The sequence below is a fragment of the Aeromonas sp. s8 genome (genome assembly GCF_040907785.1).
GTDB classification, from domain to species: Bacteria; Pseudomonadota; Gammaproteobacteria; order Enterobacterales; family Aeromonadaceae; genus Aeromonas; species Aeromonas veronii.
In genome coordinates this window covers 76,935-92,703 of record NZ_JBFOCL010000019.1, presented here as the reverse complement: position 1 = coordinate 92,703, position 15,769 = coordinate 76,935, and the positions used below count along the sequence as shown (strand labels likewise).

General features: G+C 59.9%; 15 protein-coding genes. 11 read left to right on the top strand and 4 right to left on the bottom strand.

Annotation, left to right across the window (positions count from 1 at the left end; translation table 11 throughout):
- Window positions 1–9: 9 nt before the first annotated feature.
- Both AB5Y86_RS07035 and metN read right to left on the bottom strand, forming a co-directional pair.
- Window positions 10–663 (bottom strand): methionine ABC transporter permease, encoded by a 654-nt coding sequence (locus tag AB5Y86_RS07035; protein WP_005339070.1) that lies wholly within the window; start codon window positions 661–663, stop codon window positions 10–12.
- Entirely contained in the window at window positions 644–1,687 is a 1,044-nt protein-coding gene (gene metN / locus AB5Y86_RS07030) for a methionine ABC transporter ATP-binding protein MetN (protein WP_005339067.1), read from the bottom strand. Before metN ends, AB5Y86_RS07035 begins: the two co-directional genes overlap by 20 nt.
- Window positions 1,688–2,191: 504 nt before the next feature.
- Between metN and AB5Y86_RS07025 the strand changes: the two genes are divergently transcribed.
- Entirely contained in the window at window positions 2,192–2,647 is a 456-nt protein-coding gene (locus tag AB5Y86_RS07025; protein ID WP_368192468.1) for a hypothetical protein, read from the top strand.
- A 104-nt stretch (window positions 2,648–2,751) separates the two neighbouring features.
- On the opposite strand, the gene ppgK is transcribed toward AB5Y86_RS07025, so the two are convergent.
- Window positions 2,752–3,492 (bottom strand): polyphosphate--glucose phosphotransferase, encoded by a 741-nt coding sequence (ppgK, locus tag AB5Y86_RS07020; protein ID WP_005339062.1) that lies wholly within the window; start codon window positions 3,490–3,492, stop codon window positions 2,752–2,754.
- Between the two features lie 111 nt (window positions 3,493–3,603).
- Window positions 3,604–4,758, bottom strand: coding sequence for a tRNA epoxyqueuosine(34) reductase QueG (queG, locus tag AB5Y86_RS07015; RefSeq protein ID WP_368192467.1), 1,155 nt, complete (start codon window positions 4,756–4,758; stop codon window positions 3,604–3,606).
- Between the two features lie 60 nt (window positions 4,759–4,818).
- Between queG and AB5Y86_RS07010 the strand changes: the two genes are divergently transcribed.
- The 10 genes from AB5Y86_RS07010 to AB5Y86_RS06965 all read left to right on the top strand — a co-directional run bounded on the left by AB5Y86_RS07010 (window position 4,819) and on the right by AB5Y86_RS06965 (window position 15,637).
- Window positions 4,819–6,330, top strand: coding sequence for an NAD(P)H-hydrate dehydratase (locus tag AB5Y86_RS07010; protein WP_368192466.1), 1,512 nt, complete (start codon window positions 4,819–4,821; stop codon window positions 6,328–6,330).
- Between the two features lie 10 nt (window positions 6,331–6,340).
- Window positions 6,341–6,814: a tRNA (adenosine(37)-N6)-threonylcarbamoyltransferase complex ATPase subunit type 1 TsaE gene (gene tsaE / locus AB5Y86_RS07005; protein ID WP_005339056.1), complete on the top strand. Its 474-nt coding sequence runs from the start codon at window positions 6,341–6,343 to the stop codon at window positions 6,812–6,814.
- A 23-nt stretch (window positions 6,815–6,837) separates the two neighbouring features.
- Window positions 6,838–8,529 (top strand): N-acetylmuramoyl-L-alanine amidase, encoded by a 1,692-nt coding sequence (locus AB5Y86_RS07000; RefSeq protein WP_234822147.1) that lies wholly within the window; start codon window positions 6,838–6,840, stop codon window positions 8,527–8,529.
- Window positions 8,530–8,728: 199 nt separating this feature from the next.
- Window positions 8,729–10,594, top strand: coding sequence for a DNA mismatch repair endonuclease MutL (mutL, locus tag AB5Y86_RS06995; RefSeq protein ID WP_368192465.1), 1,866 nt, complete (start codon window positions 8,729–8,731; stop codon window positions 10,592–10,594).
- Window positions 10,584–11,513: a tRNA (adenosine(37)-N6)-dimethylallyltransferase MiaA gene (gene miaA / locus AB5Y86_RS06990; protein ID WP_368192464.1), complete on the top strand. Its 930-nt coding sequence runs from the start codon at window positions 10,584–10,586 to the stop codon at window positions 11,511–11,513. Before mutL ends, miaA begins: the two co-directional genes overlap by 11 nt.
- Before the next feature lie 72 nt (window positions 11,514–11,585).
- The gene (hfq, locus tag AB5Y86_RS06985; protein WP_005339045.1) at window positions 11,586–11,849 is read left to right on the top strand and encodes an RNA chaperone Hfq; all 264 of its coding nucleotides are present in this window, start codon (window positions 11,586–11,588) and stop codon (window positions 11,847–11,849) included.
- 63 nt (window positions 11,850–11,912) lie between these two features.
- On the top strand, window positions 11,913–13,199 hold the full coding sequence (gene hflX / locus AB5Y86_RS06980) for a ribosome rescue GTPase HflX (protein WP_219594697.1): 1,287 nt from the start codon (window positions 11,913–11,915) through the stop codon (window positions 13,197–13,199).
- 91 nt (window positions 13,200–13,290) lie between these two features.
- On the top strand, window positions 13,291–14,442 hold the full coding sequence (gene hflK / locus AB5Y86_RS06975) for an FtsH protease activity modulator HflK (protein ID WP_005339041.1): 1,152 nt from the start codon (window positions 13,291–13,293) through the stop codon (window positions 14,440–14,442).
- A gap of 3 nt (window positions 14,443–14,445) precedes the next feature.
- A complete protein-coding gene (hflC, locus tag AB5Y86_RS06970) occupies window positions 14,446–15,330 on the top strand; it encodes a protease modulator HflC (RefSeq protein WP_005339038.1) in 885 nt (294 codons plus the stop codon).
- A 118-nt stretch (window positions 15,331–15,448) separates the two neighbouring features.
- The gene (locus AB5Y86_RS06965) at window positions 15,449–15,637 is read left to right on the top strand and encodes a DUF2065 domain-containing protein (RefSeq protein WP_368192463.1); all 189 of its coding nucleotides are present in this window, start codon (window positions 15,449–15,451) and stop codon (window positions 15,635–15,637) included.
- Window positions 15,638–15,769 lie beyond the last annotated feature (132 nt).

Below are 15,769 nucleotides of genomic sequence, written 5' to 3'. Positions count from 1 at the left end.
AATCGACGATTAACGATGATCACATTTGTTGACCAGGCGCTCACCCGCGCTCTGGATAAGTTGAACCAGTACTACCAGGATAACCACGGTCACCAGCATGACGGTCGGGTCAAAGCGCTGATAACCATAACGAATACCCACATCCCCCAGACCACCGCCACCGATGGCCCCGGCCATGGCCGAGTAGTTCACCAGAGTGACGAGGGTAATGGTGACGCTGTTGAGGATGCCGGGCAGAGCCTCGGGCAGCAGCACCTTGGTGATTATTTGCAGCGGCTTGGCGCCCATCGCCTTGGCCGCTTCCAGCAGGCCGTCCGGCACTTCCATCAGGGCCCCTTCCACCAGACGGGCGATGAAAGGGATGCAGCCGACAGTCAGCGGCACGATGGCGGCGATGGTGCCGATACTGGTGCCGACAATCAGCCGGGTTAGCGGAATGATGGCGACCAGCAGGATGATAAAGGGCACCGAGCGACCCACGTTGACCACCATACCCAGAGTACGGTTGAGCAAGGGGTTGGCCAGGATCTGGCCCGCCTTGGTCACGTGCAGTGCCACGCCGAGCGGCAGACCCAGCAGGCAGCCGAACAGGGCGGAGGCAAACACCATGATCAGGGTGTCGCCCAGGGCCGTGATGAGCAGATTAATCATGGCTTCGGACATAACCCATTACCTCCAGCTGAATGTGGTTGTCGATGAGAAACTGCTGGGTCGCCTCGCACTGGGCTTCATCCCCGAACAGCTCGGCCAGCAGGAAACCGAATTTGACGCCACCGGCGTATTCGATGTCTGCGCTCAGAATGCTGATGTCGATATTGAAACGGCGGCTCGCCTCGGAAATCAGCGGCGTATCGACAGTGCTGCCGGTAAAGCCAAGCTTCACCAGCGGGTAGCTGCCCGGCACCCGCTCGCTGCTCATCCGATCCTGATACTCCTGCGGTACCTCCAGATGGATGGTGGAGTGGATGAAGTCACGGGCCAGCTGGGTTTTGGCATTACTGAAGAACCAGGCCACTTCGCCCTGCTCGATCAGACGGCCGTCGCTGATGATGGCCACTTCGTCACAGATCCCCTTCACCACATCCATCTCGTGGGTGATGAGCAGGATGGTGAGCCCCAGCTTGACGTTAATCTCCTTGAGCAGGGTCAGGATCGAGCGGGTGGTCTGCGGGTCGAGGGCCGAGGTGGCCTCGTCGCAGAGCAGCACCTTGGGGGCCGGTGCCAGTGCGCGGGCAATGGCGACGCGCTGTTTCTGACCGCCGGAAAGCTCGGACGGATAGGCCTGGGCACGGGCTTCCAGCCCGACCAGCGCCAGCAGCTCGGCAACCCGTTGCTGGATCTTCTCTTTGCTCCAGCCTGCCAGCTCCAGCGGAAAGGCGATGTTGGCAAACACGGTGCGGGAGGCAAGCAGGTTGAAGTGCTGGAAAATCATCCCGATCTGGCGGCGAGCCTGGGTCAGATCCCGTTCGCTCAGGGCGACCAGATCCTGGCCATCAACGATGACTTGACCCTCTGTCGGGCGCTCCAGCAGGTTGACACAACGAATGAGGGTACTCTTGCCGGCACCGGAGGCACCGATCACCCCGAAAATTTTGCCTTGGGGTACATGCAGACTCACATCACGCAGGGCGTGCACGGCGTCACTGCCTGTACCGTAGACTTTGTTGAGACCGATCAACTTAATCATGGATTCTTCCGTGCTAACAGCCTTAAAGCACAGGGCGCTACAGGCGGGGAAATTGGGCAGAGGTTCCACTGGGTTACTCTGTCATCATGGAGGATGATGCTAAGATGTCTGGATGGCCATGTCAACGCATGTTTTTACGTCTAGACGTCTAAAAAAGTGATAAGGATTTCTGTCAGGCGGATAACAATCAGGATGGTATTGTTGCTCTTCCAGATCCTGTTTCGTCCCTGTGGCAGATAACCGAATTAAAGATGGTTTATGCCGGGTAAGGCTGGTTTTATTAGTGTGTTAGCTCGTTTCTGTTCACATCTGCTGTCTAGCTTAATGCTCCTCCATCGTTACACAAATTGCTGCGCAAATCGTTCCCTATTCGTGACCGGATCACCTGATCGCCACTTTGTCGGCGTCAACCTTGATGCAGCGCAAGGGGGGCACGGATAGGGATTGGGTCGGTGGCGCCGGTTTTTTATACTGATGTTGTCGACAAGCATGGAGGGCAGTGCGATGAGATTCCAACAGATCAAAGAGTTGCTGCACTATCTTGAGCAGGTTCACCACCAGCTCGGACTCTGTTACGGGCGTTTGGCCAGTCAGGTGGACAACGAACGGAGCCGGATGTTGCTGGTCTATCTGCAAGGGCGTGAGGATGCGGCCAGTGCCCATCTGCACGAATATGCCGCTCAGCTGGGAGAGGCGGTCAGGGAGACCTGGCTGAACCAGAGTTTCAGCGAGGATATGCTGCCTGCCATTACCGGCTTCGAGCTGCCGGCATCAGTCCAGACCCAGGATATCGTTACTCAGGTATGCCGCTGGGAAGAGCAGCTGGTGGGCGAGCTGAGCCATCTGGCCCGGGAGTGCCCGACACCGGCCACCACCGCTTTGCTCGAGAATCTGGCCGGGCTGGAGCAGACCCGCCTGACTCGGCTGGTGCACGGGGTGTATCGACTCGACGACATGTAGCGGGTGATAAGCACCAAACACGCAAGATGACGGCCAAACAAAAGGGCCCGGCAGCAGTGCCGAGCCCTTTCAATAGGTATCTGCTGACTTGCAGTGAGCGTCGGTCAGCCCTGCTGCTCGGCCGCGTAGAGGGCGGCCCCGATAATGCCCGCCTGATTGAGGCTGGCCGCCGGAATCAGCGGCGCCCGGGTCTCGATGCGATCGACAAACTTATCCAGCTTGGCTGCGCTGCCGCCCCCCAGAATGAAGAGGTCGGGGGAGAAGAGAAACTCGAGGCGCGCCAGATACTTGTTGAAGCGCTTGCCCCAGCGGTTCCAGGAGAGATCTTCCCGTTTGCGTGCCGCATCGGAGCAGTAGTGCTCGGCGACCATTCCTTCCAGCATCAGGTGACCCAGCTCGGTGTTGGGCAGCAGATGGCCGTTGACGAAGATGGCGGTGCCGATACCGGTGCCGACCGTGATGAGGATGATGACCCCCTTGCGATCCTTGCCGGCACCAAAGCGCATCTCGGCCAGACCGGCGGCATCGGCATCATTCAGCACATAGCAGGGCTTGCCGGTGACATCGGCAAACAGATGCTCGGCATCGGTTTCGATCCAGCTCTTGTCGATATTGGCGGCACTCTTGGCAACCCCGTTGTGGATAGTGGCGGGAAAGCCGCAGCCCACCGGCCCTTTCCAGTCAAAATGTTCGACCAGCGCCTTGAGGGTATGGGCGATGGCGGCCGGGGTGGCCGGTTGTGGTGTGGCAATGCGATGGCGCTCGCCAATCAACTCGCCGGTTTTGGTATCGACCAGACAGCCCTTGATCCCCGAGCCTCCAATATCCACTCCCAACATATGCATCTGTGTTGTCCTTGTTGTGTGCCGAGCAGTTTGCAGTGACCACGCTGTTATGGGCACTGCAAGTCGGCAGAGCATGAAAAAAGTGCTGCAATCCGGCAAGGGGCAGATCACTTATGCGTGATCCGACAGACCTTTTTCGATGCAGCGGATCAGCAAACGGGTCTTCTTGTTCTCTTCATCCTGACGCCGGGCAAGGGTGGCCAGCGCCCATTCGATATGTTCGGCCACCATGGGCTCGGCGGTGGTCAGCCCCAGTTGCAGGGCCGCGATCACCTCGGGGGTCGCCGGGCCATTGCCAAGGGCGACCGCCAGATTGCGGCGCCAGCGTTGATAGCCGATGCGGCGGATCGGGCTCCCTTCGGTCTGCTTGAGGAAATCGCTCTCGCTCCAGCACCACAGCGCCAGCAGGGGAGGGCGGTGCAGACTGGGGCGCGGGCTGAAGTCGGGTTCCGGGCTGGCATCGGCGTAGCGGTTCCACGGGCAGATGAGCTGGCAGTCGTCGCAGCCGTAGATGCGGTTGCCCATCAGGGGCCGGAACTCTTCCGGAATAGGGCCGTCATTCTCGATGGTGAGATAGGAGATGCAGCGGCGGCCATCTACCACATAGGGGGCGACAATGGCGCCGGTCGGGCAGATGTTGATGCAGGCGACACACTTGCCGCACTGCTCCTTCTCCACTGGCTGGTCGAGCGGCAGCGGCAGGTTGAGCAACAGCTCACCGAGAAAGAAGAAGGATCCGGCCGATTCGTTGAGCAGCAGTGAGTGTTTGCCAACCCAGCCGAGGCCCGCCTTGGCTGCCAGCGGCCGCTCGAGGATGGGGGCGGAGTCAACGAAGGGGCGCCACTCACCCAAGGTCTCTTCAGAGCCTTGAAACAGCTCGGCGCAGCGCGCTTCGATGCGATCACCCAGCTGTTTTAGCCGGTTGCGCAGCACCTTGTGGTAGTCGCGACCGAGAGCGTAGCGGCTGATATAGCCCAGAGTCGGATCGCGCAGGGTAGCGGCAAAGCCCGCCTCGAACGGCAGGTAGTTCATCCGCACCGACAACACCCGCACCGTGCCCGGCAGCAGTTCGTGGGCGCGCGCCCGCATCATGCCGTGACGTGCCATGTAATCCATGCTGCCGTGATAGCCCGCATCCAGCCAGGCCTGCAATCTCGGCTCTTCGATACGTAGATCGGTGTCGGTGATGCCCGCCTGGTCAAATCCTAGCTCCCGTGCCCAGAGCTTGATATCGTGAGCCAGCTGGTGGAAGTCAGGTGCTCTCATGTGGCTTGGCCTGGCCGGCGTTTGCTGGCGTGGGTCGATTGATAAGAGGCGGGAGCCGTCATGGTAGAGATCATCAGGGGCGCGTTGGGCACAAAAGAGGGTGGCAGTTTACCACAGGGGTTGTGGCAGACTGAACAGATCCGCGCACTGGAGCGCAACTGGGCCGCGCGTGAGGGGCAACCTCTCTATGCCCTGATGGAGCGAGCCGGTGCCGCGCTGCGTACTTATGCCACCCTGCATTGGCCCGACAGTCGCTGCTGGTGGATTTTCGTCGGCCCCGGTAATAACGGCGGTGATGGCTATGTGCTGGCCCGCCTTGCCCGCCAGATTGGCATCGAGGTGGTGGTGATTGCCGCCAGGGCACCCGACCAGCTGAAGGGGGATGCCAGACGGGCCGCCGATGAGTGGCTGGCGGCCGGTGGCCGGGTCTGGCTGGCCGAGCAATTTGATAAGGACCAGCACTCCACCCCGGATCTGGTGGTCGATGCCCTGCTTGGCACCGGCGTCAACACCTCCCTCTCGCCACTACTGACAAAGATCGTCGCAACAATCAATGGCTTGGCTGTGCCCGTGCTGGCGGTGGATCTCCCCTCCGGCCTCAACGGCGATACCGGCCGTGCCATGGGGTCCGTGGTGCAGGCTACTCGCACTCTCACTTTTATCGGTATCAAGCTGGGGATGCTCACCGGCGACGGGGTGGATTGTGTCGGTCAGCTCGATTGTGATCCCCTTGGCGTGACGCCTGATGACACTATGCTGCCCGCCGCCTGGCGTATCGATTATCCGCAGCTCAGCACGCTGCTGACCCCGCGCCCGCGCGCTTCCCACAAGGGCTCTTATGGCAAGGTACTGCTGGTGGGGGGCAATCGCGGCATGCAGGGGGCCATCGTGCTGGCGGCCCGCGCCTGCCTGCGGGCGGGGGCCGGGCTGGTGCGGGTGTGTCAGCATCCGGATCATCCACCGGTCAGCCTCTATCAACCCGAACTGATGAGTCTCACTACCGCTGATGACGAGGGGTGGGCGTCGGTGCGGGTCATTGGCCCCGGGCTCGGTCAGGATGAGTGGGGAAGCGCGCAAATCGCCCGTTATCTCACCGACCGGCTGCCACTGGTTTTGGACGCCGATGGATTGAATTGGCTGGCGCAATCTCCCCGCCATCAGGATAATTGGGTGCTCACGCCCCATCCCGGTGAAGCTGCGCGCCTGCTGGGATGCACCATTGCCGAGATTGAAACCGACCGGTTTGCCGCCGTGCAGGCACTGCAGCGGCGTTATGGCGGTGTGGTGTTGTTAAAAGGGGCGGGAACACTTATTTATGACGGCGAGCGGGTCGCTCTCTGTTGTGAAGGCAACCCAGGCATGGCAAGTGGCGGCATGGGCGATCTGTTATCTGGTATAATCGCCGCCCTTTTGGCCCAGGGCTGGTCTGCTACCATGGCAAGCTGGCTGGGCGCCGTGATCCACGGCGAGGCTGCAGATCAGGCCGCCGCTGACGGCGAGCGGGGCATGCTGGCGTCAGATCTGCTGCCGCTGATCCGCAAACTGGTTAATCCCGACACCATTACAAGTTAAAAAGAAGAACATGGCAAAACAGTTGATGATGACACTGCCGGACGAGGCAGCAACCGTGGCTCTGGGTGGCCGTCTGGCACAGGCCTGCCAGCAGGCGACCACAGTGTTTTTGCATGGCACGCTTGGCGCTGGTAAAACCACCCTGACCCGCGGCTGGGTGCAGGGCCTTGGCCATCAGGGCAAGGTAAAAAGCCCGACTTACACCCTGGTCGAGCCCTATGAGCTCGATGGCTGGCAGGTCTACCATTTCGATCTCTATCGCCTGGCTGATCCGGAAGAGCTGGAATTCATGGGCATTCGGGACTATTTTGCCGCCAACACTCTCTGTCTGGTGGAGTGGTCCGAGAAGGGCGAGGGCTGGTTACCGGCTCCCGACCTGGAAATTACCCTCACTTATGTAGGCGAGCAGCGCGAGGTTCTGATAGAGGCCCGCACTGCTATTGGCGAAGCCATTCTGGAACGGTTGTCATCTACGTGCGCTTGATCCTTGTTATTGCTCTCTCTTTGATGGCATTACCCTCCTGGGCGAATCAGCTCAAGAGCGTACGAATCTGGCCATCACCGGATAATACCCGGGTGGTGCTCGATATGAGCAGCGCCCCCAACTTCAACTATTTCACCCTCACCGGCCCGGATCGGCTGGTGATCGACCTGAAAGGGGCGAGCAACGCCGCCAATCTGGCGCGGATCGAGAACAACAGCGAACTGGTGCGCAAGATCCGCCAGAGCACTCCGCTGGAGAAGGGCGGTTTGCGGCTGGTGATGGATCTCAGCTCCGCCATCAAGCCGGTGGTCTTTCCGTTGGCGCCAGCCGGGCCTTATGGCCACCGTCTGGTCATCGACCTTCCTTATGAAGAGAAGCGCTCGGCGGCAGCAGTGCAATCCACGCCTGTCGGTGGCAAAGGCAAAGGGGTGGTGATTGCCATCGACCCGGGCCACGGCGGGGAAGACCCGGGCTCCATCGGCCCGCGCCGTACCTACGAGAAGCGGGTCACGCTGGCGGTCTCCCAGAAGCTGGCGGCACTGATCGACCGCGAGCCGGGGATGCGCGCCGTGATGACCCGCCGTGGCGACTACTTCGTCGACCTCAACAAGCGCTCCGAGATTGCCCGCAAGGCCAAGGCGGATCTGCTGGTGTCGGTCCATGCGGACAGCTTCCATAACTCCACTCCGCGCGGCGCCTCGGTCTGGGTCCTCTCGACCAACCGTGCCAACCGCGAGATGGGCAGCTGGCTGGAGAAGCAGGAGAAGCAGGGCGAGCTGCTGGGCGGTGTCGGCAAGGTGTTGGCGGAATCCGATCCCAACCCCTATCTGGCGCAGACCTTCCTCGACCTCTCCATGGACAAGTCCCGTGCCGAAGGGTATGACGTCAGCCGCCAGATCCTGCGCTCCATGGGCAAGGTTGCCCGACTGCACAAGAAGGCGCCGGAGCACGCCAGTCTGGCGGTGCTGAAGGCGCCGGATATTCCCTCGGTGCTGGTTGAAACTGGGTTTATCTCCAACCATGCGGAAGAGAAGCTGCTGGCTACCGCCAGCTATCAGGACCAGCTGGCCCGCGCCATCTTCGAGGGGATCCGCAACTACTACCGCGCCCACCCGACCAAGGGGGCCATGCTGACCGGCAAGGGGCAGGTGAGCCAACCTGTCGCGACCACTCGCCCTGCACCGGTAGCCCGGCAGCCGGTGAGCCAGCCCAGGCAGACACAGTCGCAGCCGGTGGTGACCAACAAGATGCCCGCTACTGCCCGTGATAGCGGAACGGCGAGCGGCTCTGGTGCCGGGGTGATCAAGCCTTACTCGGCGGCAACGCAGGAGAGCGGTGCACCGGTCAGCAGTGTGGGCGACTATGACAAATCGCGGATGCTCCGCCATGTGGTCAAACGGGGTGAGAGCCTCTCTCGCCTTGCCGAGAAGCATGGAGTGAGTCAGTCCACTCTGGTGGAGATCAACCAGCTGCGCAGCCGGGATATTCAGATTGGTCAGACTATCTATATCCCTCAGCAGGGGCAGAGCCGCGCTGCTGCCCCCGTTCGCAGTGACGACAAGTCGCAGATGATCCGCCATGTGGTCAAGCGGGGCGAGAGCCTCTCCCGCCTTGCCGAGAAACATGGGGTGAGTCAGGCACGGCTGGTAGAGATCAACAAGCTCAAGTCGCGGAATATTCAGGTAGGGCAGGTGCTCTACATTCCGCAAAACTGACGCGCGGGATTGGGCGATGCCACTCCCGTTGTTAGCGAATACCATCAGCAAGATTGAAATTCAGGAGTAAGTGATGCCGATCCGTATATTACCCCCGATTCTGGCCAACCAGATTCCGGTTGGTGGAGAGGTGGTGGAGCGGCCCTCCTGGAGCCTTAAGAGACTGACCATCCGCAAGATAGAAATTCAGGAGTAAACGATGCCGATCCGTATTTTGCCACCCATTCTGGCCAACCAGATTGCAGCCGGAGAGGTGGTGGAGCGGCCCTCTTCTGTGGTGAAAGAGCTGGTGGAGAACAGCCTGGATGCGGGTGCCGACCGGGTCGAGATCGACATCGACAAGGGGGGGGCCAAGCTGATCCGCATCCGTGACAATGGCTGTGGCGTCGCCAAAGACGAGCTGGTGCTGGCGCTGTCGCGTCATGCGACCTCCAAGGTGGCCACGCTGGACGATCTGGAAGGGATCAACAGCCTCGGCTTTCGTGGCGAGGCGCTCGCTTCCATCAGCTCGGTCTCCCGTCTCACCTTCACCTCCCGTACCGCCGAGCAGTCAGAAGCCTGGCAAGCCCAGGCGGAAGGGCGGGAGATGAGCGTCACCATCAAGCCGGCGGCCCATCCGGTAGGCACCACGGTGGAGGTGGTGGATCTCTTCTTCAATACCCCCGCGCGGCGCAAGTTCATGCGCAGCGAAAAGACCGAGTTTGCCCATATCGATGAGCTGGTGCGCCGCATCGCGCTCTCCCGCTTCGATGCCACCCTGATCCTGCGCCACAATGGCAAGGTGGTGCGCCAGTACAAGGCCGCCAATACCGTGCCGGAGCAGGAGCGTCGCCTCGCCGCCGTTTGCGGCACCCCCTTCATGCACCATGCGCTGGCGGTGGAGAGCGAACACAGCGACGTGCGGCTGTGGGGCTGGTTGGCGGCTCCGGAGGGGGCAAGACCGCAAAACGATCTGCAATACACCTATGTCAACGGCCGGATGATGCGCGACAAGCTCATCAATCACGCCATTCGTCAGGCCTATGACGAGTTGCTGCCTCCCGACCGCTTCGCCGCCTATGTGCTCTATATCGAGCTGGATCCCCGTCAGGTAGATGTCAACGTTCACCCGGCCAAGCATGAGGTGCGCTTCCATCAGGCGCGACTGATCCACGACTTTATCTTTCAGGCGCTGTTTACCGCTCTGCGCCGCGAAGGAGTCAGCGCCGCTCATCAGGACGCGCCGCTGGCCGAAACCCTGGTCGAGTTGCCGGTCAGTCCGCAGATTGAATATCCCGGTCAGGCGCCACGCCCGGAGTGGTACGGTGCCGAGCACAGCTACCGGGCACCTGCACAGGTGCGGGAGGGGGGCGGTGGTGCAGGCCGAGCCTGCAATTATCAACCACCTGAGCCGCCGAGTCGGGAGGCGATGCGCGGCATGGGCGCTCTGCTCACTACGTTGCCTATCGCAACTGAGGCTGCTCCTGCGCAGCCCACTGATCCAGTGCCGTCACCCAAACAGGGGGGATGTCGCGCCCTGACACTGGTGGAGCAGGCCTACCTGTTGATCGAGCGGGATAATCAGCTGGCGCTGCTCTCGCTGGTGCGCGCCGAGCGGGTGCTGCTGCGCCATTGGCTGCTGGAGACCTGGGGTCAGGGGCTGGCGGCCCAGCCACTGTTGCTGCCGGTCTCCTTCAAATTGCCGAAGAATTTGATCGCGCTGGTGACCGAGCAGGAACGTTTGCTGAAACGGATGGGGCTGGAGTTGAAAAGCGGGGGGCGCGACACCATGATCCTGACTCGGGTGCCGGCTCTGCTGCGCCAGACCGATCTGGTGCGTCTGTTACCCGAATTGCTGCAAATTATCGAGGGCGGATCTGACAGTGATGCTGGTCAGCAGGCTGAAGTATTATGCCAATGGCTGGTGGAGCAGGGGATAAGCCGCGAGAAGATATACGATTTTTCAACTGCCAGTCGTCTGCTGACGGAACTTGTGACCGATTTCAGTGACCAACTGGCAGACATTCGCATGGTGCGCCCCCTTTCGTTGGCGACCGTGCTGGAGGAGTTTGAACATGGCGAGTGACTTGCCGACCGCAATTTTTCTGATGGGGCCGACGGCCTCCGGCAAGACGGATCTCGCCATTGAACTGTGCCAGGCATTGCCTTGTGACATCATCAGCGTCGATTCAGCGCTGATCTATCGCGGCATGGATATCGGTACAGCCAAGCCGACTGCCGATGAACTGGCACGTGCCCCGCACCGGCTGATCGACATTCTTGATCCCGCAGTGAGCTATTCGGCAGCCGATTTTTGCAGGGATGCCCTGCGAGAGATGAAAGAGATCGCCGATCGTGGCCGCATTCCGCTGCTGGTGGGCGGCACCATGCTCTATTTCAAGGCGTTGCTGGAGGGATTGTCCCCATTGCCCTCTGCCGATCCCGCCGTTCGTGCCGGGATTGAGGAAGAGGCTGCCCGCCTCGGTTGGCAGGCGCTGCACGATGAGCTGGTGCGCATCGACCCGGTGGCCGGTGCGCGAATTCACCCCAATGACCCGCAGCGACTCTCCCGGGCGCTGGAGGTCTACCGCATCAGCGGCAAGACCCTTACCGAGCTGACGCAGGTGCAGGGGGAGGGCTTGCCCTATCGGGTGCAGCAGTTTGCCATCGCCCCGAGCGATCGTGCCGTGCTGCATCAGCGTATCGAACAGCGCTTTGACAAGATGCTGCAAGGTGGCTTTGAACAGGAGGTTCGTGCGCTGATGGCGCGCGGCGATCTGCACCCGGATCTCCCCTCCATTCGCTGTGTGGGTTATCGCCAAATGTGGGACTACCTGTGCGGTGAAGTGGGGTATGATGAGATGCGTTATCGTGGCATTGTTGCCACACGCCAATTGGCAAAACGACAGATGACCTGGTTGCGCGGCTGGCCCGATGTGACCTGGTTGGAATCTGGTGAGTCTGGCAATCTCGACCGCGTGCTTGCTCGCGCTGGTGCGGCTTGACACTCCCTGTATAATCAGGTTGTTATATTGATATTCGGTGTTTAAAAACAACAAACTATAAGGAAAAGAAAAATGGCTAAGGGGCAATCTCTCCAAGACCCGTTTTTGAATGCGCTGCGCCGTGAGCGGATTCCTGTTTCTATCTATTTGGTGAACGGCATCAAACTGCAAGGTCAGATCGAGTCTTTTGACCAGTTTGTTATCCTGCTGAAAAACACCGTGAGCCAGATGGTTTACAAGCACGCCATCTCGACTGTCGTACCGGCCCGTGCCGTCAATCATCACCAGCCCACTCCGGGTGGCGCGGCTGATGAACAGGGTGATGCCGAGGCGTGATATCCCTGGGCGAGTCGACTCGCCAACTCAGATTCATCATGATTCCTGTTAAGGAGCAAGCGCTTGTTTGACCGTTATGAAGCTGGCGAACAGGCCGTTCTGGTGCATGTCAACTTCAGTGATGAGGGTGAGCGGGAGGATCTGGAAGAGCTCAAGATGTTGGTGAGCTCGGCCGGAGTCAATGCGCTGGGGGTAATTACCACCAGTCGCAATGCGCCCAGTGCCAAATTTTTTGTCGGCAGTGGCAAGGCTGAAGAGATCGCGTCCCAAGTCCAGATGCTGGATGCCGACGTCGTCATCTTCAACCATGCCCTGACCCCTGCCCAGGAGCGCAACCTGGAGCGTCTGTTCCAGTGCCGGGTGGTGGATCGAACCGGCCTGATCCTCGATATCTTTGCCCAGCGCGCCCGAACCCACGAAGGTAAACTGCAGGTCGAACTGGCCCAGTTGCGCCATCTTTCCACTCGTCTGGTGCGAGGCTGGACCCACCTTGAGCGTCAAAAGGGCGGGATCGGTCTGCGTGGCCCGGGTGAAACCCAGCTTGAAACTGACCGACGTCTGCTGCGGGAACGCATCAAGGCGATTTTGCGTCGGCTCGACAAGGTGGCCAAGCAGCGGGAGCAGGGACGCCGTGCCCGCAACCGCAACGAAGTGCCGACGGTGTCACTGGTTGGTTATACCAACGCCGGAAAGTCCACTTTGTTCAACCAACTTACAGCTGCCAGCGTGTATGCTGCCGACCAATTGTTCGCAACTCTGGATCCCACCCTGCGTAAACTGGTGATCCGGGATGTGGGTGATGTGATTTTGGCGGATACAGTTGGATTTATTCGACACTTGCCCCATGATCTGGTCGCGGCCTTCAAGGCGACCCTGCAGGAGACCCGTGAAGCGGATCTGCTGCTGCATGTGGTGGACTGTGCCGATGAGCAGATGCAGGAGAATATCGACTCCGTGCAGCAGGTATTGGCCGAGATCGAAGCCGATGACAGGCCCCAGCTGATGATCTGCAACAAGATCGACAAGCTGGCGGATCGTCCGGCAGGTCTGGAGCGAGATGATGAGGGGCGCCCGTTGCGCGTCTGGTTGTCGGCCCAGACCGGTGAAGGTTGTGAGCATCTGTTTACGGCGCTGACCGAATTGCTGGCTGGCTCCATGGTGCATCACACCCTGCAGTTGCCTCCTTCTGCCGCGAGATTGCGCAGTGCGCTCTATCAGCTGAAAGGGATTGAGCAGGAAGGTTTTAGCGAGGAGGGTGATTTCGTGCTGGAAGTCCGCTTGCAAGTGGCCGACTGGAACCGCCTCGTGAAACAGGAAGGTGAGAGTTTACAACGCTTTATCAGGCATTGATTCGTTGATGAAGATGAACCCTTAGGGGCTTCTCAACGTATGACGGCCCGGTAGAGATGATATCCATCCGCATGTATTAATGGAGACGCTGATGGCTTGGAATGAGCCTGGTAACAACGGCAAAGACCGTGACCCTTGGGGGAATAACGGCAAGAATCAGGGACCCCCTGATCTGGATGAAATGCTGCGCAAAGTGAGTCGCCGTTTCGGTGGCTTGTTTGGTGGCGGCAAATCTGGCGGCGATGTAGGTCGCTTTGGTATCTCCATCGCGTTGGTTGTGGCTGTGGTGGTGTGGGTCGTCAGCGGCTTCTACACCATTCGCGAAGCGGAGCGTGGTGCCGTGCTGCGGTTTGGCAAGTTTTCCCATATTGTCGAGCCGGGCCTGCGCTGGAAGCCGACCTTTATCGATCAGGTGATCCCGGTGGACGTCGAGTCCGTGCGCTCCCTGCCTGCCTCCGGTTTCATGCTGACTCAGGATGAGAACGTGGTACGGGTCGAGATGGACGTGCAGTACCGTGTGGTCAATCCCGAGCAGTATCTGTTCAGCGTGACCAATGCCGACGAGAGTCTGGGTCAGGCCACCGATAGCGCCCTGCGCTACGTGGTGGGTCATACCCGGATGGATGACGTGCTGACAACCGGTCGTGAGAAGGTGCGTCAGGAGACCTGGCAGGTGATCGATGGCATCATCGAGCCCTACCAGATGGGTCTGCAGATCGTCGACGTCAACTTCCTGCCGGCGCGTCCGCCGGAAGAGGTGAAAGACGCCTTTGATGACGCCATCTCCGCTCAGGAAGATGAACAGCGTTTCATTCGTGAAGCAGAAGCCTATGCTCGTGAAGTGGAGCCCAAGGCCCGTGGCCAGGTGAAGCGTCTGGAGCAGGAAGCGGAAGCTTACAAGTCCCAGATCGTGTTGAAAGCCCAGGGTGAAGTTGCTCGCTTCAACGAGCTGCTGCCCCAGTATCTGGCTGCCCCCGAGCTGACCCGTGAGCGTATCTATCTGGAAACCATGGAAGAGCTCTATCAGCAGGCCAACAAGGTGGTGGTCGACATGCCGGCTGGCAACAACAGCATGATCTACCTGCCGCTCGACAAGCTGTCTGGCAAGCCGAAGGCTGCCCAGTCTGATCGTGCCACTGTCGCCCCGGTCACAGAGCAGGTCCCCGTTTCCAACGAGGGTGCCAACTCTACGCCGACAATGCCGCTGCGTAGCGGTGACCGCTTCAGCTCAGGGAGAAACTGATAGATGAAAAAGCTAGCTATTGGTGCAATCGCTGTCGCGGCCATGGTCTGCTTCTCCTCTGTCTTTATCGTTGATGAAGGTCAGAAGGGGATTGTGGTGCAGTTTGGCAAGGTGAAGCGGGTTGACTCCGGTGAACCCCGCCTCTATGAGCCGGGCCTGCACTTCAAGGTGCCGCTCATCGACCAGGTTCGCAAGATGGATGCCCGCATCCAGACCATTGACAGCCAGGCCGACCGTTTTGTCACCTCCGAGAAGAAAGACCTGATCATCGACTCCTACGTGAAGTGGAAGATCGAGGACTTCTCCAAGTACTACCTGGCAACCGGTGGTGGCAACAAGCTGCAGGCTGAAGATCTGCTCAAGCGCAAGATCAATAACGGTCTGCGTTCCGAGATCGGTAACCGCACCATCAAGGACATCGTCTCCGGTGAGCGCAGTACCGTGATGGAAGATGCCCTGAAGAAGATGGCGCGCTCCTCCGAGCTCGGTATCAAGGTGGTGGATGTGCGGATCAAGCAGATCAACCTGCCGGTGGAAGTCTCCAACTCCATCTACCAGCGGATGCGTGCCGAACGTACCGCAGTCGCCCGTGAGCACCGCTCTCAGGGTCGCGAGAAGGCTGAAATCCTGCGTGCCGATATCGACCGCAAGGTGACCGTCATGATCGCCGACGCCGAGAGTAACGCTCGCCAGCTGCGTGGTGAAGGGGATGCGGAAGCCGCCAAGATCTATGCCGACAGCTACAAGAAAGACCCCGAGTTTTTCAGCTTCGTGCGTAGCATGGAGGCCTATCGCAAGAGCTTTGCCGGTGGCAACGACCTGATGGTGCTCAAGCCGGACAGCGAGTTCTTCCGTTACCTCAAGTCTCCTCACGGCACCAAGCAGTAATCGCCACGAGGTCACATTCAAAGGGTCTGCATTGTCAGACCCTTTTTGTTTTTGGTGCCAATGCCAGCCGTCGACCACCAGTGGTTGGTTGGGTTGACGCTGTGCTGAAGGAGGTCGGATGCTGACATCCATGCTGATGGGGTTGGGATTGCTGTTGTTGTTCGAGGGGCTCGGCCCGCTGTTGATGCCCAGGGCATGGCAGCAGATGTTGCGGCTGCTGAGCGATCAGCCACCGGAGCAGTTTCGCCGTATCGGCGGCTCGCTAGTGGTGGCAGGTAGCGTGATCCTCTGGATGCTGAGTCGCTGAGTCTGGCGCAATGCACTGTCCAGCAGATAGCAGACAATAAAAAAGAGGCCGAAGGCCTAATGCCGATCAGTTAAGGATCCATTGACCGATCCTTCTGTTGTGTAAAAATCCGAAACCTGTTGATTGGTTTCG

Excerpts from the sequence above, each read along its gene's own strand:
- AB5Y86_RS07035 (WP_005339070.1), bottom strand. The coding sequence starts at position 663 with ATGTCCGAAGCCATGATTAATCTGCTCATCACGGCCCTGGGCGACACC.
- metN (WP_005339067.1), bottom strand. The coding sequence starts at position 1,687 with ATGATTAAGTTGATCGGTCTCAACAAAGTCTACGGTACAGGCAGTGAC.
- AB5Y86_RS07025 (WP_368192468.1), top strand. The coding sequence starts at position 2,192 with ATGAGATTCCAACAGATCAAAGAGTTGCTGCACTATCTTGAGCAGGTT.
- ppgK (WP_005339062.1), bottom strand. The coding sequence starts at position 3,492 with ATGCATATGTTGGGAGTGGATATTGGAGGCTCGGGGATCAAGGGCTGT.
- queG (WP_368192467.1), bottom strand. The coding sequence starts at position 4,758 with ATGAGAGCACCTGACTTCCACCAGCTGGCTCACGATATCAAGCTCTGG.
- AB5Y86_RS07010 (WP_368192466.1), top strand. The coding sequence starts at position 4,819 with ATGGTAGAGATCATCAGGGGCGCGTTGGGCACAAAAGAGGGTGGCAGT.
- tsaE (WP_005339056.1), top strand. The coding sequence starts at position 6,341 with ATGGCAAAACAGTTGATGATGACACTGCCGGACGAGGCAGCAACCGTG.
- AB5Y86_RS07000 (WP_234822147.1), top strand. The coding sequence starts at position 6,838 with ATGGCATTACCCTCCTGGGCGAATCAGCTCAAGAGCGTACGAATCTGG.
- mutL (WP_368192465.1), top strand. The coding sequence starts at position 8,729 with ATGCCGATCCGTATTTTGCCACCCATTCTGGCCAACCAGATTGCAGCC.
- miaA (WP_368192464.1), top strand. The coding sequence starts at position 10,584 with ATGGCGAGTGACTTGCCGACCGCAATTTTTCTGATGGGGCCGACGGCC.
- hfq (WP_005339045.1), top strand. The coding sequence starts at position 11,586 with ATGGCTAAGGGGCAATCTCTCCAAGACCCGTTTTTGAATGCGCTGCGC.
- hflK (WP_005339041.1), top strand. The coding sequence starts at position 13,291 with ATGGCTTGGAATGAGCCTGGTAACAACGGCAAAGACCGTGACCCTTGG.
- hflC (WP_005339038.1), top strand. The coding sequence starts at position 14,446 with ATGAAAAAGCTAGCTATTGGTGCAATCGCTGTCGCGGCCATGGTCTGC.
- AB5Y86_RS06965 (WP_368192463.1), top strand. The coding sequence starts at position 15,449 with ATGCTGACATCCATGCTGATGGGGTTGGGATTGCTGTTGTTGTTCGAG.